Genomic DNA, 16,013 nt, shown 5'->3' with positions numbered 1-16,013 from the left:
CAAACCCACGCCGAGTACGCTGCGACCGGGGACGCCCCACTGCGTTTGTCGCGCCGTCCCGAGGTTCGCCGGTGCGGGCCGGGCCTGGAAGGAGCACCGGGTGAAGCGGCCGACGATCATCGACATCGCGCGGGCGGTCGGGGCTTCGAAAGCCGCCGTCTCCTACGCGCTCAACGGTCGGGCCGGCGTTTCACCGGAGACCAGGGAGCGGATCCTCGACGTCGCGGCCTGATGGGCTGGCGGGCGAGCAGCGCTGCCCGGGCGCTGTCCAACGACCGCGCGGCCAACGTCGGAATCGTGCACGCCCGCTCCCCGGAGATGCTGCGCACCGAACCGTTCTTCATGCAGATGGTGGCCGGCTTGGAGCAGACGCTGTCCGTGGACGGGTTCTCCCTGCAGCTCGCGCTGGCTGCGGAAACCGAAACGGAACTGGCCATCTACCGGCGCTGGTGGGCGGAGCGGCGGGTCGACAGCGGCGGGTCGACGGCGTGGTGCTCACAAACCTCCGGGTGTCCGACCCGCGCCCGGAGCTGCTGCGCGAGCTGGGGACGCCTGCCGTGTTCTTCGGCGCTAAAGGACTCTGTTGCTCAATTTCGATCATGCGGCCAGTTCGAAGTCGAGGGCGGCGAGGTGGGAGGTTCTGGTGCCTCCCAGGGGTGTGCCGGTCCACCACGCGTCGAGTCGGACGAGGTTGATGGCGGTGGCGGCGAGGACGTGAGCCAGGTGGGTTTTGGGTAGGCCGATGTAGCGGGCGCGGCGGTGGTGGTTTCGGGCTTTCCCGTGGTGGTGCCAGTTCGGCGTGTGCGTGGCGCGCCACAACGGACCGGCGCACGGCCTCGGGATCCTGCTCGTAGGCCCTGCGGATCGGCTTCTGCGGCGACAAACCCCAGGAACGCAGATAGTTGCCGACGGTGCGCAAACTCAACACGACGCCGTGCCGCACCCGGATCAACTCGGCCACCGCCTTGCGGGTCCACACCACCCCAGCCAGCCCGAACGTGGCCGGGGTGTGCTCGGCCACCGCATACCGCAGCTTGCGCTGCCGGCGGGCATTCAACGCTTTCTGCTCACCGGGCCTGCGACCCCGCCGACGCCCGGCAAGACCCTTTCGAACCCTGTTTCCGCCACACCTGCACCCATCTGGACACCGACTGCGGCGCTACCGCGAACACCCGCACCGCCTCGACCTGCGCCATCCCACCATGGACAGCCGCGACCACCCTGCGCCGCAGATCCTCCTACGCCTCAGGCGATAACCTCCGCGCGTCCCGCACACCAACGATCACGCCAGACCAACGAAGATCACACCCTTAAGTTCCCGATCAATAACTTCAGAGGTTGATCGCTTCACCCCAAGCCGCCGAACTCCTCGGAGTCACTCGCGCAACCCTGTACCGCTACTACGCCAGCACCTACGACGACTTCCCCCAACCGGTCCGAGTAGGACGAACGTCGTGCGGGTCGTCGAGTTGCGCGCGGAGTGAGTCCCGGGGCCGTGAGTCCTTCGGTTCGCTGCAGCAGCCCGAAGGGCTCGCGGTCTTGGTGATTCAGGTCCAAAGTCCCTAGCCCTGCCGCGTCGATGACGGGGAAGCGTTGGGGTGGGCGTGTGCCAGGTGCGGACAGCTTCCGGCCGGGGTACAACGGGGGCGTACCCGACCCACGCTGATGCTGGTGCGCTCGTGCCTCTCCCGAGCATTCGGCACGGGGCCACCGGGCCCATCCGTTCGTTCCGCCGCTCGTGGGGAGAAGCTCATGAAGATCGTGTGCATCGGGGCCGGACCAGCCGGCCTCTACCTGGCCATCTCGGCGAAGCTGCGCGACGCCGGCAACGACATCACGGTGATCGAACGCGATCCACCAGGCGCCACCTACGGCTGGGGCGTCGTGTACTGGGACGACCTGCTCGACACGCTCTACCGCAACGACCGGGAGAGCGCACAGCGGATCCGCGCCGCATCGACGCTCTGGCAGGAACAGGTCGTCTCGCTGCACGGCACCGAACACGCCTATCTCAGCGGGTACGGCTACAGCGTGAACCGCGCGCCGCTGCTGGAGATACTCGCCGATCGGGCCGCGATGCTCGGGGTGGACATCCAGTACGAGCGGGCGGTGGAGGACCTGTCGGAATTCTCCGATGCGGATCTGATCGTGGTCGCCGACGGCGCCAACAGCCGGACCCGGCAGCAGTACGCCGACGAGTTCGGCACCGAGGTGTCTCAGGGGCGCAACCGCTACATCTGGCTGGGCACGGACCGGGTCTTCGACAAGTTCACCTTCGACTTCGAGGAGACATCGCAGGGCTGGATCTGGTTCCACGCCTACCCGTCCAGCGCCGGGGTCAGCACCTTCATCGTCGAATGCCAGGAGGAGACCTGGCACGGGCTGGGCCTTGACCAGCTCGGCGCCGACGAGAGCATGCGGCTGCTGGAGGACATCTTCGACAAGCCGCTGGCCGGGCACTCGCTGATCAGCTCGTCCCGGGGCAAAGCCGCGTCGTGGCAGCGGTTCACGCAGGTCTACAACGAGACCTGGCGGCACGACAACATGATCATGATCGGCGACGCCGCGCACACCACGCACTTCACGCTCGGCTCCGGCACCAGGCTGGCCATCATCGATGCGGTCGTGCTCGCGCAGAAACTGCTGGAGCGCGAGCAAACGGCCATGGCGCTCAAGGAGTTCGACCTGGAAGGCCACGCCGCGCTGCGCATGGCGCAGGCCTCGGCGCGCACCAGCATGGCGTGGTTCGAGAACGCCGACCGCTACACGGCTCGCAATGCCGTCGACTTCTGCTACGCGATGTCCGCCCGGAACAGCTTGCAGCCGCCTTGGCGCTACCAGCAGCACGTTCTCACGCAGAACCCGGCCGTGCGCAAGGCCTTACGTCTGGTCAACAACGCCTTGCGCTGGGCTCAGGCGCGCAAGCGCGGCGAGTCGCGGCGACGCTAGGACAGCCCGGGAAAACCGTTGCCGGACAACCGCGAACTGCCGAAAACCGTCACCTGTGCTCGGTGCCGGAGCGGGATTTGCGGCTGATGCCGCGCCGGACCTCACCGGGGCGGTGCGCCTCCCGGTCCAGGTGGCGGGCCGTGCTGGAGTGCAGTTGCCAGGGGACGCTGGTGACCATCACACCCGGCACGAACAGCAACCGGCCCTTGAGGCGCAGTGCGCTCTGGTTGTGCAGCAGGTTCTCCCACCAGTGCCCGACCACGTACTCCGGGATGTAGACGCAGACGACATCACGCGGGCTGGTGCGCCGGACGTGCTTGACGTAGTCGACGATCGGCTTGGTAATCTCCCGGTACGGCGACTCGACCACCTTCAGCGGCACACCGATGTCCCGATCCTCCCACTGCTGCTGCAGAGCGCGGGTGTCCTCGTCGTCGACGTTGATCGTGATCGCCGTCAGCGTGTCCGGCCGGGCGGCGCGCGCGAAGTTCAGCGCCCGCACCGTCGGCTTGTGCAGCGTCGACACCAGCACGATCGCGTGCACCCGGCTGGGCAGCGTGGCGGGTTCCCCGTCCAGCCGCAGTTCCTCGCGGACCTGGCGGTAGTGCCGGGAGATCGACCGCATCAGCACGTACAGCACGGGGACCGCGATCACCACCAGGTAGGCGCCGTGGGTGAACTTGGTGACCAGCACGACCACCAGCACCACCGCCGTCATGCCCGCGCCGAACCCGTTGATCAGCCGGGACCGATGGATCTTCCGCCGCTGCGCGGGATCGGTCGTGGTGGTCAGCTCGTGGTTCCAGTGCCGCACCATGCCGATCTGGCTGAGGGTGAACGAGGTGAACACACCCAGGATGTAGAGCTGGATCAGCCCCGTCACCGATCCCTCGTAGAGGTAGATCAGCGCACCGGCGATGACCGAGAGCAGCACGATGCCGTTGGAGAACGCCAGCCGGTCGCCCCGGGTGTGCAGTTGCCGCGGCAGGTAGCGGTCCTGGGCCAGGATCGACGCCAGCAGCGGAAACCCGTTGTACGCCGTGTTGGCGGCCAGGATAAGGATCAGCGCCGCACTGGCCTGCAGGTAGTAGAACAGGAAGGTGTTGTCGCCGCCGAAGACCGCGGCGGCGATCTGGGCGATCACGGTCCGCTGCGGATCGGTCTCGCAGTTGCCGGCGAAGCCGACCAGGTCGCAGGTGCTCTCCGCGACGTGGACCTGGGAGATCATCGCCAGCACCGTCACGCCGCTGAACATGACGATCGCGATGGTGCCCATCGCCAGCATCGTGCGGCCGGCATTGACGGCCTTCGGGCGGCGGAAGGCGGGCACGCCATTGGAGATCGCCTCGACCCCTGTCAGTGCGGTGCAACCCGAGGAGAACGCGCGCAGCACCAGCAGCGCCAGCGCGAGCCCGGTCAGCCCGACCTGCTCGGGTTGGATGCCGTACCCGGCGCTCTCGGCCACCGGGGGCGCGCCCACCGCGGTCCGCACCAGACCGACGACGATCATCAGCATGACCCCGGCGACGAACAGGTAGGTCGGCACCGCGAAGGCCCGGCCAGACTCCCGCACGCCGCGGAGGTTGATCGCCATCAGCACGACGATGAACAGCAGGTTTATCCCCACCCGGTGCGGGTTCAGCTCCGGCACCGCGGAGATGATGTTGTCCACCCCGGCCGCGACCGACACCGCCACGGTCATCACGTAGTCCACCAGCAGGGCACTGGCCACCACCAGGCTCGCCGACGAACCCAGGTTCTCCGAGACGACTTCGTACGATCCGCCGCCGCTGGGATAGGCGTGCACCACCTGCCGGTAGGACGCCACCACGATGGCCAGCAGCACCACCACCGCGAGCCCGACCCAGGGCGTCAGGTGCAGGAACACCAGCCCGCCCAGCGACAGCACCAGCAGGATCTCCTGGGTGGCGTAGGTGACCGAGGACAGCGGGTCGCTGGCGAAGATCGGCAGCGCCAGCCGCTTCGGCAACAGCGTCTCCCCCAGCCGGTCACTGCGCACCGGCCGGCCGACGACCAGGCGTTTCAGCACTTCAGACAGCCGCACGGGCTCAGCGTAGGCCCGGCCGCACCGATCCGGCCCCTCGAGAACCCGGCAGGGTCAGGGCCCTGGCGGGAACGTCCCCGGCGGGCTCGAGGCCGCCGGTGGTGCGGCCGGGCACGCCTGTCGACGTGCACGGCCGCACCACCTATCGCCGGGTTGTCCGGATCACTCGACGTGGGTGGCGTCGCGGACGGTGCCGACGTATTCCTCGACGAGGTCTTCGAGGGCGACGATGCCGATGGGTTGGCCGGTGGTGTCGGTTGCGGTGGCGAGGTGGCTGCCTGTGCGGCGTAGGGAGGTCATGGCGTGGTCGAGGCGGGCGTGGGCCGGAACGGTGGGTAGTCGTCGGATGCGGGCGGGGGCGATGGGGGTTGTGGGGTCGTGTCCGGCTTGGTCGAGGACGTCTTTGATGTGGAGGTAGCCGGTGAGTGTTCCGTCGTCGCGGCGGAGGGGGAATCGGGAGAATCCGGTGTGGGCGACGGCTTGTTCGACGTCGCCGAGGGTGGGGTGTTGCGGGAGTGTGGTGAGGTCGGGTAGGGGGACGAGGACGTCTGCGACGGTGTGTTCCACTGAGGACAGTGTTTGGGCGAGTCGGCGGTGTTCGGATTGGTCGAGGAGGCCTTCGCGGCGGGATTCGACGAGGAGTTCGGCGAGTTCGGCGGAGGTGTAGGCGGTGTCGAGTTCGTCTTTGGGTTCTACGCGTAGTAGGCGGAGCACGGTGTTGGCCATCATGTTGAACAGGGCGATGAGTGGTCGGGCGAGTTTGACGAAGCCGACCAGGGGTGGGACCAGCCAGAGGGCGAGTCGTTCGGGTTCGGCGATGGCGAGGTTTTTGGGGACCATTTCGCCGACGAGGACGTGGAGTATGACCACGATCGCTAGTGCGATGGTGAACGCCACGACGTGGGTGATGGTGTCGGGGATGCCGAGGGTGGTAAAGGGTGTTTGGAGTTGGTGGGCGACGGCGGGTTCGCCGAGGCGGCCCAGGCCCAGGGAGCAGAGGGTGATGCCGAGTTGGGCGCTGGTGAGCATCAGCGAGCCTTCCTGGCTGGCTTTGATCACCACTCGGGCGCGGGTTTTGCCTTGGGCCAGCAGCGCTTCCAGCCGGTCCCGGCGGGAGGACAGCAGGGAGAACTCCGCGCCCACGAAGAACGCGTTGAGCAGCAACAGAACAACACCCAGCACGATCGCGAAACCGTCGCTCATCGAACCTCCTCCACGGCCTCGGCGCTCCCGGTGTGGCCGGGTTCGCGGGTGAGACGGAGATCTGCGATGCGGTTGCGATCCATCCGCGTCACCGTCAGCACCCAACCATCCAGGGGCAGCTTGTCGCCGACCTCGGGAATGCGTCCCAGTCGAGCCAGCACGAAGCCGGCAACGGTCTCGTAATCCCCGTCCGGCAACGGAGCCCCGACGGCGTCCACGAGTTCGTCCGGGCGCAGCAGGCCTGAGATGATCCACGTGTTGTCGTCAATCTGCCGAACGGCTGGGATTTCGCGGCGGTCGTGTTCGTCGCGGACGTCGCCGATGATCTCCTCGACGACGTCCTCCAGGGTCACGATGCCCGCGCTACCGCCGTACTCGTCGACCACGACCGCCAGCTGCAACCCCGATCCGCGCAGCGTCTCCAGCAGCGCGTCGCCGGCCAACGTCTCCGGCACCGTCGAAACAGGTTGAACGAGTGATCCGACGGTGGTCCGTTCGCGTTCGCCGGCTGGCAGCCCGAACGCTTGCTTGACATGGACGACGCCGTGGATCTCGTCGAGGTCGGCGCCGTGCACCGGAAAGCGGGAGAACCCGGTGCGGCGGGCGGTGTCGAGCAGATCCATCACGCTGTCGCCGGCGGTCAGGGATTCCACGCGGACGCGGGGGGTCATCAATTCCTCGGCGGTGCGGTCGCCGAAGCGCAGCGACCGGTCCATCAGTTGCGCGGTCGAGGAGTCCAGCGTTCCGTGTTCGGCGCTGGAGCGCACGATCGAGCCGAGTTCTTCGGGGGAGCGGGCGGATCGGAGTTCTTCTTGGGGTTCGATGCCGAAACGGCGCACGACCCAGTTGGCGCTGTTGTTCATCGCGTCGATCAGCCACCGGAAGACCTGCGAGAACCGGGCGTGGTAGCCCGACACGGCACGGGCGGTGGGCAGTGGGCGGGCGATAGCGAGGTTTTTGGGCACCATCTCCCCGAAGACCATCGACAGGGTCGTGGCCAGCAGGATCGCCAGCGTCAGCGACACCGCCCCGGCCGCCTCACCGGGCAGGCCCAGCGCGGTCAGCCCCGGGCCGATCAGGTCACCGATCAACGGCTCCGCCACGTACCCGGTGACCAGCGTGGTCAACGTGATCGCGACCTGGGCGCCGGAGAGCTGAAACGACAGCGTCCGGTGCGCCTTCTGCACCGCCCTCGCACGCCGGTCACCGACCTGACGCACATGCGCGTCCACCGTGCTGCGTTCCAGGGACGTCAGCGAGAACTCCGCGGCAACCGCCAACCCGGTGCCCAACGTCAACACGCCAACGAAAACAAGGCCGAGAACGGCCAACAGGATGTCCATCACCGACCACCCCAGAACGGGGCATCGGCCACCAGTTGCGGAAAGCCGGGACTATGTCCCGGCCCGGTACTGCCCTCTGGGGATTGCGCTTCGCGCACTGAAGACGTCACTCCTAGACAAACAAAGGGGAGGAAAGGGACACGCAGTATATCCCGGATGGGTTGGCATCCGATCGAGCAAACTAGATCGAGATCACACTATTTGGCGACCGCAGGCCGTCGCGCCCAGCCGGTCAAGTCCGCGCAGATAAACGAACTCGCGCCGACTCGACCGAACGGGCGATGTTGTGTTGATCACGATTTTTGGGGTGTTTGTCCGGAACTCGCTGCTCTACTGTTCCGTTCCAATGGACATGGACGATGATCCTGGCAGTCCCAGCCGCGCTCCTGGCAGCTCGAGGAGCGCGGACCCCACAAGGACGCTGACGCCACCGCAAGCCGGCAGGCCGCGCGGAGCCGCGTCGCCACACGTCCGTGAGTCGGCGCCACCCGCGGACCTGGACATTGTCCACTTCGGACCACTGGGGAGAGTCGAGTTCTGCGCGCTTCCGCGCCGTGCAGCCGAGAACCGGCGAGCGCTCCTCCCCCGGACGACCAACTCCCCCTTCCTGCGCCCCCGCATGCCCCCTCGGCCTTCCGGGACGTCGAACGCGGAAACTCCGAAGTGCATCGCGCAGGCTCACGGCCCCACAGAACAACGCTGACCGGGCCGCGCCGAATCCCCGATCGACCGAGGAGCCGCACCACCCGCTATCCATTCGAGAACACGCACCGCAATCAACTGACAGCGAAGAGAGAAGGAAGGTCCAGCAGAATGGTCTTCAAGAAGCTCCTGGGCGCGCTCGGTGTCGGCGGCCCGTCGGTGGACACCGTGCTGCACCACCCCCACGTCCGCCCGGGCGAGAACCTCGTCGGCGAGGTCCGCATCACCGGCGGCAAGCAGGACGTCAACGTCGAGCACGTCGCGCTCGGCTTCGTCACCCGCACCGAGACCGAGCACGGCGGCCGCGACGGACACGCCGGGGTGGAGTTCCACCGCGCCGTGGTGGCCGGGCACTTCGCGCTGCGGGAGGGCGAGAACAAGACCATCCCGTTCGAGCTGCCCGTGCCGTGGGAAACGCCGATCACCAGCGTCTACGGCCAGCACTTGGCGGGCATGACGCTCGGCGTGCGCACCGAACTGGCCATCGCCAAGGTCGCGAACAAGGGCGACCTCGACCCGGTCATCGTGGAACCCCTGCCCGCGCAGGAGAAGGTGCTCGAAGCGTTCTCCCAGCTCGGTTTCCACTTCAAGAGCGCCGACCTGGAGCACGGCCACCTGCGCGGCGTCCGCCAGGAACTGCCATTCTTCCAGGAGATCGAGTTCTTCCCGCCGCCGCAGTTCTCTGGGCGCATCAATGAGGTCGAGCTGACCTTCGTCGCCGGCCCGCACGGGCTGGACGTGGTGTTGGAGGCCGACAAGCGCGGCGGGTTCTTCGCCCCGAGCCAGGACGCCTTCGGCCGCTTCCACGTCACCCACGAGGAAGCGCTCACCACCGACTGGGCGGGGCAGATCCACGGCTGGCTCGAGCAGGCCGCCGAACGACGCGGCGGCATGGGCCACCACATGGGCGGCTACGACCAGCACCAGGGCTACGGCCACCACCCGCACGGCTACCACGAAGAGCACCATCGGCGCGGTTCCGGGGTGGGCGGCATGGTCGCCGGCGCCGCGCTCGGCGCCGGCGCCGGATTCCTCGGCGGCATGGTCGCGGGCGAGATCATGGAAGAGGTTTTCGAGGGCGACGAAGAAGAATTCTGATCACCCGAGGCAGGTGGGTGCCGGGAATCCGTTCCCGGCACCCACCACGCGATGGTCCCGTCATCGGCCGCCGAGATCACCCGCTAGATTGATCAACATCTTGTTCGGGCACGGTCCTACCGGGAGAATTGGTGAGCACGTCTGAACGCGTCCGCGCGCTGGTCGACGCGCCACTTTCCCAACGGCTGATCATCGCGGTCATCCTCATCAACGCCGCCACCCTCGGCTGCGAGACATCCCCCGACCTGGTCGCCTCCTACGGCTGGCTGCTGCACTCGGTGGACCAGGCCGCGCTGGCGGTGTTCACGCTCGAACTTGCCGCCCGCTGCTACGCCTACGGCTGGCGGTTCTTCCGCGACCCGTGGAACTGCTTCGACGCCGTCATCGTCGGCATCGCGCTGCTGCCCACCACCGCAGCCTTCGGCGTCCTGCGGGCCTTGCGCATCCTCCGCGCACTGCGGCTGATCTCGGTGATCTCCAGCATGCGCCGCGTGGTCAACGCGCTGCTGACCGCCGTGCCCGGCATGGCTTCCATCGCCGCCCTGCTGGTGCTGATCCTCTACGTCGGAGCCGTGATCGCCACCAAGCTGTTCAGCGCGGTCGCGCCGGACTACTTCGGCGACCTCGGCGACTCCCTGTTCACCCTGTTCCAGGTGATGACCGGCGAGGCCTGGTCCGAGGTCGCCCGTACCGTGATGACCGAGGAACCCCTCGCCTGGATCTTCTTCATCGGCTACATCGCCATCACGACGTTCACGGTGCTGAACCTCTTCATCGCCGTCGCCGTGTCCGCGATGGAGTCCCAAGTGGGCCGCGAGCGCGAGAGCAGTGAAGACTCCGCCGAGGGCGAAGCGGTCCAACAACTCCTCGCGGAGATCCGCCAACTCCGAGCCGAAGTCCGCGAACTCCGCACCACGACAACCGGATCCACGCCCAGGACCTGATCATCGAGGTGAGGGGCACCCTTGGGCGGCACAGCTACTTCTTCAGGCGGCACAGCTACTCAAGGGTGTCCCTCGCCTCCCACGCTGGTTCCAACCACGGCTCTTGCGCGACGCAGCTGCGGCGCGGGCGCTCGGAATTGTGGATCCACCGGTCCTGGATCTCGCCGAGGGAAACCGGTCAACCGCCGCGTCAGCCGATGAACTGGTCGTAGAGGAGGTAGCAGTTCAGGCCGACGATCAGGGTGGTGATCAGGGTCATCACCGTCGTCAGCCAGCGCGGGTTGGCGAACTCCCCCATCACCGCGCGGTCCCGGGTCACCAGCAGCAGCGGGATCAGCGCGAAGGGGATGCCGAAGCTCAGCACGACCTGGCTGAAGTTGAGGACGTCGGTGGTGTTCATGCCGAGCGCGATGACCACGAGCGCGGGCACCATCGTGATCAACCGGCGCAGGAGCAACGGGATCCGGAAGTTGATGAACCCCGCCATGACGACCTGCCCGGCGAAGGTGCCGACGCCGGACGAGGAGATCCCGGACGCGAGCAGGGCGACCGCGAACACCAGGGCCGCGGCACCGCCGGTGAGCGTGGCGAGGCCCGCGTGCGCGTCCTCGATGGTGCTGATGCCCGTGTTCCCGGTGGCGTGGAAGAGCTTCGCGGCGACCAGCAGCATCGACAGGTTGATCATTCCGGCGAGGCCGAGCGCGACGACTACGTCCCAGCGCTCGAAACGCAGCACCCGGCGGCGGTCGTCGTCGTTCGAGCACGCCACCCGGCGGCTCGTCAGCGCCGAGTGCAGGTAGACGACGTGCGGCATCACGGTGGCGCCGACGATCCCCACCGCGAGGTAGGCGCTGCCGCTGGGCAGCGTCGGCACCAACCCGGAGATGGCCTGGGCCGGCTCCACGCCGATCTGCAGCAGCTCGTAGGCGAAACCGGCGATGATCAGCAGCAGCAACCCGGCGATCGCCCGCTCGAAGGGCCGGTAGCCCAGCGCCTGCAGGCCCAGCAGCGCGAACGCGACCACCGCGGTGATCAGCGCCGCCGGCATCATCGGGATACCGAAGAGCAGGTACAGGCCCAGAGCCGCGCCGACGAACTCGGCCAGGTCGGTGGACATGGCGACGATCTCCGCCTGTAACCAGAGCCCCCACCGCATCGGCCGGGGATACCGCTCCCGGCACACCTCGGGAAGGGTCTTGCCGGTGACGACGCCGATCTTGGCGGACAGGAACTGCACCGGCATCGCCATCAGGTTCGCCAGCACCACGACCCACACCAGCGCGTAACCGAATTCCGCGCCGGCGCCGATGTTCGTCGAGAAGTTGCCGGGGTCGACGTACGCGATCGCCGCGATGAATGCCGGCCCCAGCATCGCGAGCGCGCCGCGCATCCGGCCTCGTCCGAGCACCTGCCCGACGGCCGGTCGCGGGCCCTGTTGCGCATCGATCCTGGTCATGCCCATTGATCCACCCGTGCTGCCGCCCCGGCTTCCTGACCGTTGATGACTGCCTCCCGTCGTCCCGCAGGCCCGCGCGAGCCGCAGTTCGGCCCGACGACCAAGAGATTACGGTATGCCGAAAATTCGTCTTCGAAAACCCCCAACTGAACGCGCGCGCCCATCAGGTCCGGCCCTGCCCACGCCAGGGTGTTCGAGTTCGCCGCGTTGCGCACAGCGCATTCGCGTCCGGCACGTTCAGGTCCCGGGTCCTACACTCGGAGTACCGATTCCGCCGCGGCGCTTCGGCCAGATCGCGCGATGGGGAAATCTACTCGGGTTTGGGGTCTCCGATGTCCGAGGAAAATCAACGCCGTCACGGCTACCGGGAAGGACTCGGCGGCGAGTTGCTGGCCGAGCTCCTGGGAACCTTCGTCCTGATCCTGTTCGGGTGCGCATCGGTCGCCGTCGCGGTCGCGGGCCTGCCCGGTTCGGGACGCCAGTCCGACGCCTTCGGGCCGGGGAACTGGCTCATCATCGCGTTCGGTTGGGGATTCGCCGTGGTGTTCGGCGTCTACGTCGCCGGCGGCGTCAGCGGTGCGCACATCAACCCCGCGGTCACACTCGCGTTCGCGGTGCGGCGGGCCTTCCCGTGGCGGAAGGTCGTTCCGTACGTGGCGGCTCAGTTCGTGGGCGCGTTTCTGGCCGCAGCGGTGGTGTACTCCGTCTACAGCTGGGCGATCGATGCGTTCAACGCCAAGGCCGGCCTCGCCCGCAACCAGTCCTTGGACACGTTCGCGATCTTCGCGACGTTCCCCGCCAAGTACTTCGACGGATCGTGGTGGGGACCGTTCCTGGACCAGATCGTCGGCACCGCGATCCTGGTGCTGCTCATCTTCGCGCTCATCGACACTCGCAACGTCGCTCCGTCCGCCAACCTCGGGCCGTTCATGATCGGCATGGTCGTCACCACGATCGGCCTGACCTTCGGCCCGAACGCCGGTTACGCGATCAACCCGGCGCGCGACTTCGGGCCTCGGCTGTGGACGTTCGTAACAGGCTGGGGCGATATCGCGCTACCCGGGAGCTACCAGTGGTTCAGCAACTACTTCTGGATCCCGATCGTCGGGCCGCTCGTCGGGGGCGTCATCGGAGCCGTCGTCTACGACCTGTTCATCGGCCAGGTTTTGGCCGCCCGCGCCGCCCCGCCGGAACCGGGGCGGGCGACCGAGGAGGCACCCGAAGCGCAGCAGTAAGGCCTTTCCGAGTCGGCGGTTCGCGCCGCCAGCGACGCATGGGTGGCGGTCAGCCGCCTGCGCCGCAGGCTGAAGGAGCTGACCGGCGAGGGAGACCTGACTCCGGCGCAGGCCTCCGTGCTGGCCCGGCTGGACAAGGACGGAGCGGCCTCGGCCAGCGAGCTGGCGATGTTGCGGGAAGCGTTGCGGTCGGCGTGCTGAGCGTGGCCGCACGACCGGCAAGTGAAAGACCCCCGCGACACACCGTTGTTCTTGTCCGTGTACCCGCACTCGGCGCACATCTGTGATGTGTACGCGGGATCGACGTAGACCACCGGCACCCCGGCCATGTTGGCCTTGTAGACGATGAACTGCCCAAGCTGGTCGAACGACCAGGAGTGCAGCGTGACCCGTTCGGGCTTACGCCAGCCGTACCCGGTCGCGGATCCCCTTGAGTTCTTCCAGGGAAATACCGCGTCCGGTGCGCTTGGCCTCGGTCACGATCGTCTTCGAGATGCAGTGGTTGATGTTCTTGATGTGCCGTGCTTCCTTGCGGGCACGGGCTTTGAGTCGCCGCTTGGCGGCCTTGGTTTGCTTGGCTTGAAGCTTGGCGCGCAGGGCGATCTGGCGTTTGCGGTGCCGGTTGAGGCCACGCCCCGCCGCTGTGTAGCCGCTGCTGGCCCTGCTGGTTAATTCGGCGCGGTGTTGGGGCTGTTTGGGAAGGTGCGGGCGTGAAGCGAACGAACCGTTCGTGTCGTCTACGAGCCTGTTGCAAAATTACGCCCACCACGGACCGTGATCGATCGATCACGGCTGAGATGGCCACTGGCGGGCAAACGGCGGCGATCGAGACTGATTTGGTACTTCGGTTCAGCCGTTTTCGCCGAAAACGCAACAGGCTCCTATCGGAGCGAACAGTCCGTTCGCTCCACACCAGAAGCCCTGGGCTTGTGTCGGGTGAATGGGGTGAACGGACCGTTCGTGCCTCCTATGAGCCTGTTGCGGTTTTGGTTTTGGGTGTTGTGGTTGCTGAACAGGGGGTGGGCCGGAGGCCCACCCCCTGTTCAGGTTGTGGTGGTGTGGAGGGTGGTGAACAGGCGGCGGAGGTTGTGGGTTGCGGCGGTGAGGTTGAGTTCGCCGAGGCAAGCGGCCAGGCCGCGCAGGCTGAACCGCCGGAGTCGGTGGCGGTCTTTGATGAGGCCGTTCACAGGTTCGACGGTGGCGCCGCGTTTCTTGTAGAGCGTCGCTGCCTCGGGGGTGCGCAGCCGGTGACGCATGGCCTCGACGGGGGTGGCGCCCTCAGGGGGTGGGCCGCTGGCGGGATTGGTGGCGGCCTCGCGCTGGATATGACGGGATTTCCCTGGCGCGATCAGCCGGTCCGGCCCGGGATGGGTGAGGTTGTCGTCGCTGAAGTAGCCCGCGTCGAACAGGGCCGTGCCGATGTCCTCAGGGGTGTCACGGTGGGTGTTGAGCCACTCGGCGGTGGCCTGAGTGCGGGTGAGCATGTCCGCGAACTCGCCGGTATCAGCGGGATTGTCGCTCAGTCCCAGCGTGGTGATGACATGGTCGGCTGAGACCGCGAACTGGGCATTGAACCCCTGGATCCAGCCCCGCCGGGTAGGCATGATCCTGCTGTCGGGATCGGTGACGTTGCGCTGCGGCGGCGTGTCCTCTTTCTTACCGCCGTTGTTGCTGCCGTTGTTGCTGGTTGTGGTCCGGTTGTTCTCGCTGGTGGCCTCTGCTGCGGCGAGTGCGGCCTCCAGCGCCGCGCGGGCTTTCTTCATCCGTTTGCCGCCCTCGGGATCACTGACCCGCCGCCCCAGCGGCCGTGGGCGGCCTTCCGCCAGCGCGGCGGCGACCGCGGCGTTGTAGGCGTCGATCTCGCCCTGGCGACGGGCGCGTTCCCGCTCCAGCCGGGCCCGCGCCGCCTCGACACGGTCCACCCCCGCCGGCAGACGACCAGGCACCGGCTCGATGGCCACCCGTTGCAGATGCAACCGAGCCTGGGTGTTCTTCTCGGCCGCTGCTGCGGCGGCGGCAGCCTCTTCGGCTTCCAGCTCGTCCAGACAACGCCGGATCTCCGGCAGCCCGGCCGACCGGATCAACCAGCTCCGGTGGCAGCTCGTCACCACGCGCGTCCGGGCCGAAAGCGCCGTCCTCGGCCTCGTCGACGGCCTGCGCTTCAGCGATGATCTGATCGGCCTGACGGCGGAACCACCCCAGATCATGGGATGCCTCGAGCGAGGCGTCCGCGGCGATCTTGGTGCCATCAATGGCCACTGTGGACAACCGGACCATGCCCGCCCGGGCGCACAACGCCAGCACCTGAGCGAACACGCCTTCGAACGCGTCGATGTTGTCCTTGCGGAACCGGGCGATCCGGGTGTGATCCGGCACATCCTGCGCACAGATCACCCGGAAAGCCACATCCGTTTCGCACAACCGCTCAATCTGACGTGACGAACGCTCACCCACCGCATACCCATAAATCAACAACCCCAGCAGCACCCGCGGGTCATACGCCCGACGCCCGGCACCACCCAGCAGATACCGGCCACAGAACGGCTCGATATCCAACTCGCCGACAACATCCAGCACAAACCACGCCAGATGACCCGCAGGCAACCACTCCCGCATATCCACCGGAAGCAGAAACTGCTGATCACGATCAACCCGCCGAAACCCCTTCGCCACCCCACCATGATCCCATCCGGACAAACCGGAAAACGCAACAGGCTCCTACCGAGGCGAACAGGCCGTTCACCGCACACCAACAGCCCCGGGCTCACATCGGATGAACGGAGCGAACGGACAGTGATGATGTGTGTAGTGACGCCGCTGGTGGGTCTGACCCTCGAACGGACTGACGGCTTGCCTGTCCTGGAACGGATCTGTCGGCCTTACCGGGCGTTGCTACGCACGCGGCCGGACGGGCGTTTGTGACCTTATAGGAGCTTGGCTAGAAGCCCCGTCACTGTCTTGTCCTCCCGCCCGACCGGCGCGTGCCGCCCCAGGTAACGGACGCAAGGACGGACAGGA

The 16,013-nt window shown here is 67.3% G+C and carries 14 protein-coding genes and 3 pseudogenes; 8 read left to right on the top strand and 9 right to left on the bottom strand.

Going from position 1 to position 16,013, the window contains the following annotated elements; all coding sequences use genetic code 11:
- The first annotated feature begins 100 nt into the window (after positions 1 to 100).
- Both DL519_RS05485 and DL519_RS45700 read left to right on the top strand, forming a co-directional pair.
- A complete protein-coding gene (locus tag DL519_RS05485) occupies positions 101 to 232 on the top strand; it encodes a LacI family DNA-binding transcriptional regulator (protein WP_190813159.1) in 132 nt (43 codons plus the stop codon).
- The gene (locus tag DL519_RS45700) at positions 232 to 738 is read left to right on the top strand and encodes a LacI family DNA-binding transcriptional regulator (protein ID WP_223840463.1); all 507 of its coding nucleotides are present in this window, start codon (positions 232 to 234) and stop codon (positions 736 to 738) included. Before DL519_RS05485 ends, DL519_RS45700 begins: the two co-directional genes overlap by 1 nt.
- A gap of 97 nt (positions 739 to 835) precedes the next feature.
- Here DL519_RS45700 and DL519_RS49685 read toward each other — a convergent pair.
- Together DL519_RS49685 and DL519_RS05475 are read right to left on the bottom strand one after the other, a co-directional pair.
- Positions 836 to 979, bottom strand: a pseudogene (locus tag DL519_RS49685) (helix-turn-helix domain-containing protein); the annotation flags it as partial.
- A gap of 88 nt (positions 980 to 1,067) precedes the next feature.
- Positions 1,068 to 1,220 carry a helix-turn-helix domain-containing protein gene (locus tag DL519_RS05475; RefSeq protein ID WP_190813157.1) on the bottom strand — a complete coding sequence of 51 codons (153 nt, stop codon included), beginning with the start codon at positions 1,218 to 1,220 and terminating at the stop codon, positions 1,068 to 1,070.
- Positions 1,221 to 1,752: 532 nt separating this feature from the next.
- Between DL519_RS05475 and DL519_RS05465 the strand changes: the two genes are divergently transcribed.
- Positions 1,753 to 2,949, top strand: a complete 1,197-nt coding sequence (locus tag DL519_RS05465) for an FAD-dependent monooxygenase (protein WP_190813155.1) — start codon at positions 1,753 to 1,755, stop codon at positions 2,947 to 2,949.
- A gap of 49 nt (positions 2,950 to 2,998) precedes the next feature.
- On the opposite strand, the gene DL519_RS05460 is transcribed toward DL519_RS05465, so the two are convergent.
- From DL519_RS05460 to DL519_RS05450, 3 genes are all read right to left on the bottom strand, one after another.
- The gene (locus tag DL519_RS05460; protein WP_223838470.1) at positions 2,999 to 5,014 is read right to left on the bottom strand and encodes an APC family permease; all 2,016 of its coding nucleotides are present in this window, start codon (positions 5,012 to 5,014) and stop codon (positions 2,999 to 3,001) included.
- Positions 5,015 to 5,176: 162 nt separating this feature from the next.
- Positions 5,177 to 6,217 (bottom strand): hemolysin family protein, encoded by a 1,041-nt coding sequence (locus DL519_RS05455; RefSeq protein ID WP_190813154.1) that lies wholly within the window; start codon positions 6,215 to 6,217, stop codon positions 5,177 to 5,179.
- On the bottom strand, positions 6,214 to 7,560 hold the full coding sequence (locus DL519_RS05450; RefSeq protein ID WP_190813153.1) for a hemolysin family protein: 1,347 nt from the start codon (positions 7,558 to 7,560) through the stop codon (positions 6,214 to 6,216). Before DL519_RS05450 ends, DL519_RS05455 begins: the two co-directional genes overlap by 4 nt.
- An 813-nt stretch (positions 7,561 to 8,373) precedes the next feature.
- Between DL519_RS05450 and DL519_RS05445 the strand changes: the two genes are divergently transcribed.
- Both DL519_RS05445 and DL519_RS05440 read left to right on the top strand, forming a co-directional pair.
- Entirely contained in the window at positions 8,374 to 9,360 is a 987-nt protein-coding gene (locus tag DL519_RS05445; protein WP_190813152.1) for a sporulation protein, read from the top strand.
- Between the two features lie 131 nt (positions 9,361 to 9,491).
- Entirely contained in the window at positions 9,492 to 10,304 is an 813-nt protein-coding gene (locus tag DL519_RS05440; protein WP_190813151.1) for an ion transporter, read from the top strand.
- 190 nt (positions 10,305 to 10,494) lie between these two features.
- Here the strand turns inward: DL519_RS05440 and DL519_RS05435 are convergent, their stop codons facing one another.
- Positions 10,495 to 11,766: an Nramp family divalent metal transporter gene (locus DL519_RS05435; protein WP_449619120.1), complete on the bottom strand. Its 1,272-nt coding sequence runs from the start codon at positions 11,764 to 11,766 to the stop codon at positions 10,495 to 10,497.
- A 326-nt stretch (positions 11,767 to 12,092) separates the two neighbouring features.
- Here DL519_RS05435 and DL519_RS05430 point away from each other — a divergent pair, with 326 nt between their 5' ends.
- Both DL519_RS05430 and DL519_RS05425 read left to right on the top strand, forming a co-directional pair.
- The gene (locus tag DL519_RS05430) at positions 12,093 to 12,995 is read left to right on the top strand and encodes an MIP/aquaporin family protein (RefSeq protein ID WP_190813150.1); all 903 of its coding nucleotides are present in this window, start codon (positions 12,093 to 12,095) and stop codon (positions 12,993 to 12,995) included.
- Positions 12,996 to 13,037: 42 nt separating this feature from the next.
- Entirely contained in the window at positions 13,038 to 13,196 is a 159-nt protein-coding gene (locus tag DL519_RS05425; RefSeq protein ID WP_190824596.1) for a hypothetical protein, read from the top strand.
- Positions 13,197 to 13,222: 26 nt separating this feature from the next.
- On the opposite strand, the pseudogene DL519_RS49680 reads toward DL519_RS05425, so the two are convergent.
- Positions 13,223 to 13,342, bottom strand: a pseudogene (locus DL519_RS49680) (zinc ribbon domain-containing protein); the annotation flags it as partial.
- 37 nt (positions 13,343 to 13,379) lie between these two features.
- Here DL519_RS49680 and DL519_RS45685 point away from each other — a divergent pair.
- Entirely contained in the window at positions 13,380 to 13,667 is a 288-nt protein-coding gene (locus DL519_RS45685) for a hypothetical protein (protein ID WP_223838469.1), read from the top strand.
- A gap of 371 nt (positions 13,668 to 14,038) precedes the next feature.
- On the opposite strand, the gene DL519_RS05415 is transcribed toward DL519_RS45685, so the two are convergent.
- Positions 14,039 to 15,103: a transposase gene (locus DL519_RS05415; protein ID WP_223838468.1), complete on the bottom strand. Its 1,065-nt coding sequence runs from the start codon at positions 15,101 to 15,103 to the stop codon at positions 14,039 to 14,041.
- 205 nt (positions 15,104 to 15,308) lie between these two features.
- Positions 15,309 to 15,611 (bottom strand): annotated as a pseudogene (locus DL519_RS49675) (transposase); the annotation flags it as partial.
- Positions 15,612 to 16,013: the final 402 nt, after the last annotated feature.

The sequence above is a fragment of the Saccharopolyspora pogona genome, from assembly GCF_014697215.1.
GTDB lineage: Bacteria > Actinomycetota > Actinomycetes > Mycobacteriales > Pseudonocardiaceae > Saccharopolyspora > Saccharopolyspora hattusasensis.
This window is presented reverse-complemented; position numbering and strand designations above follow the sequence as displayed.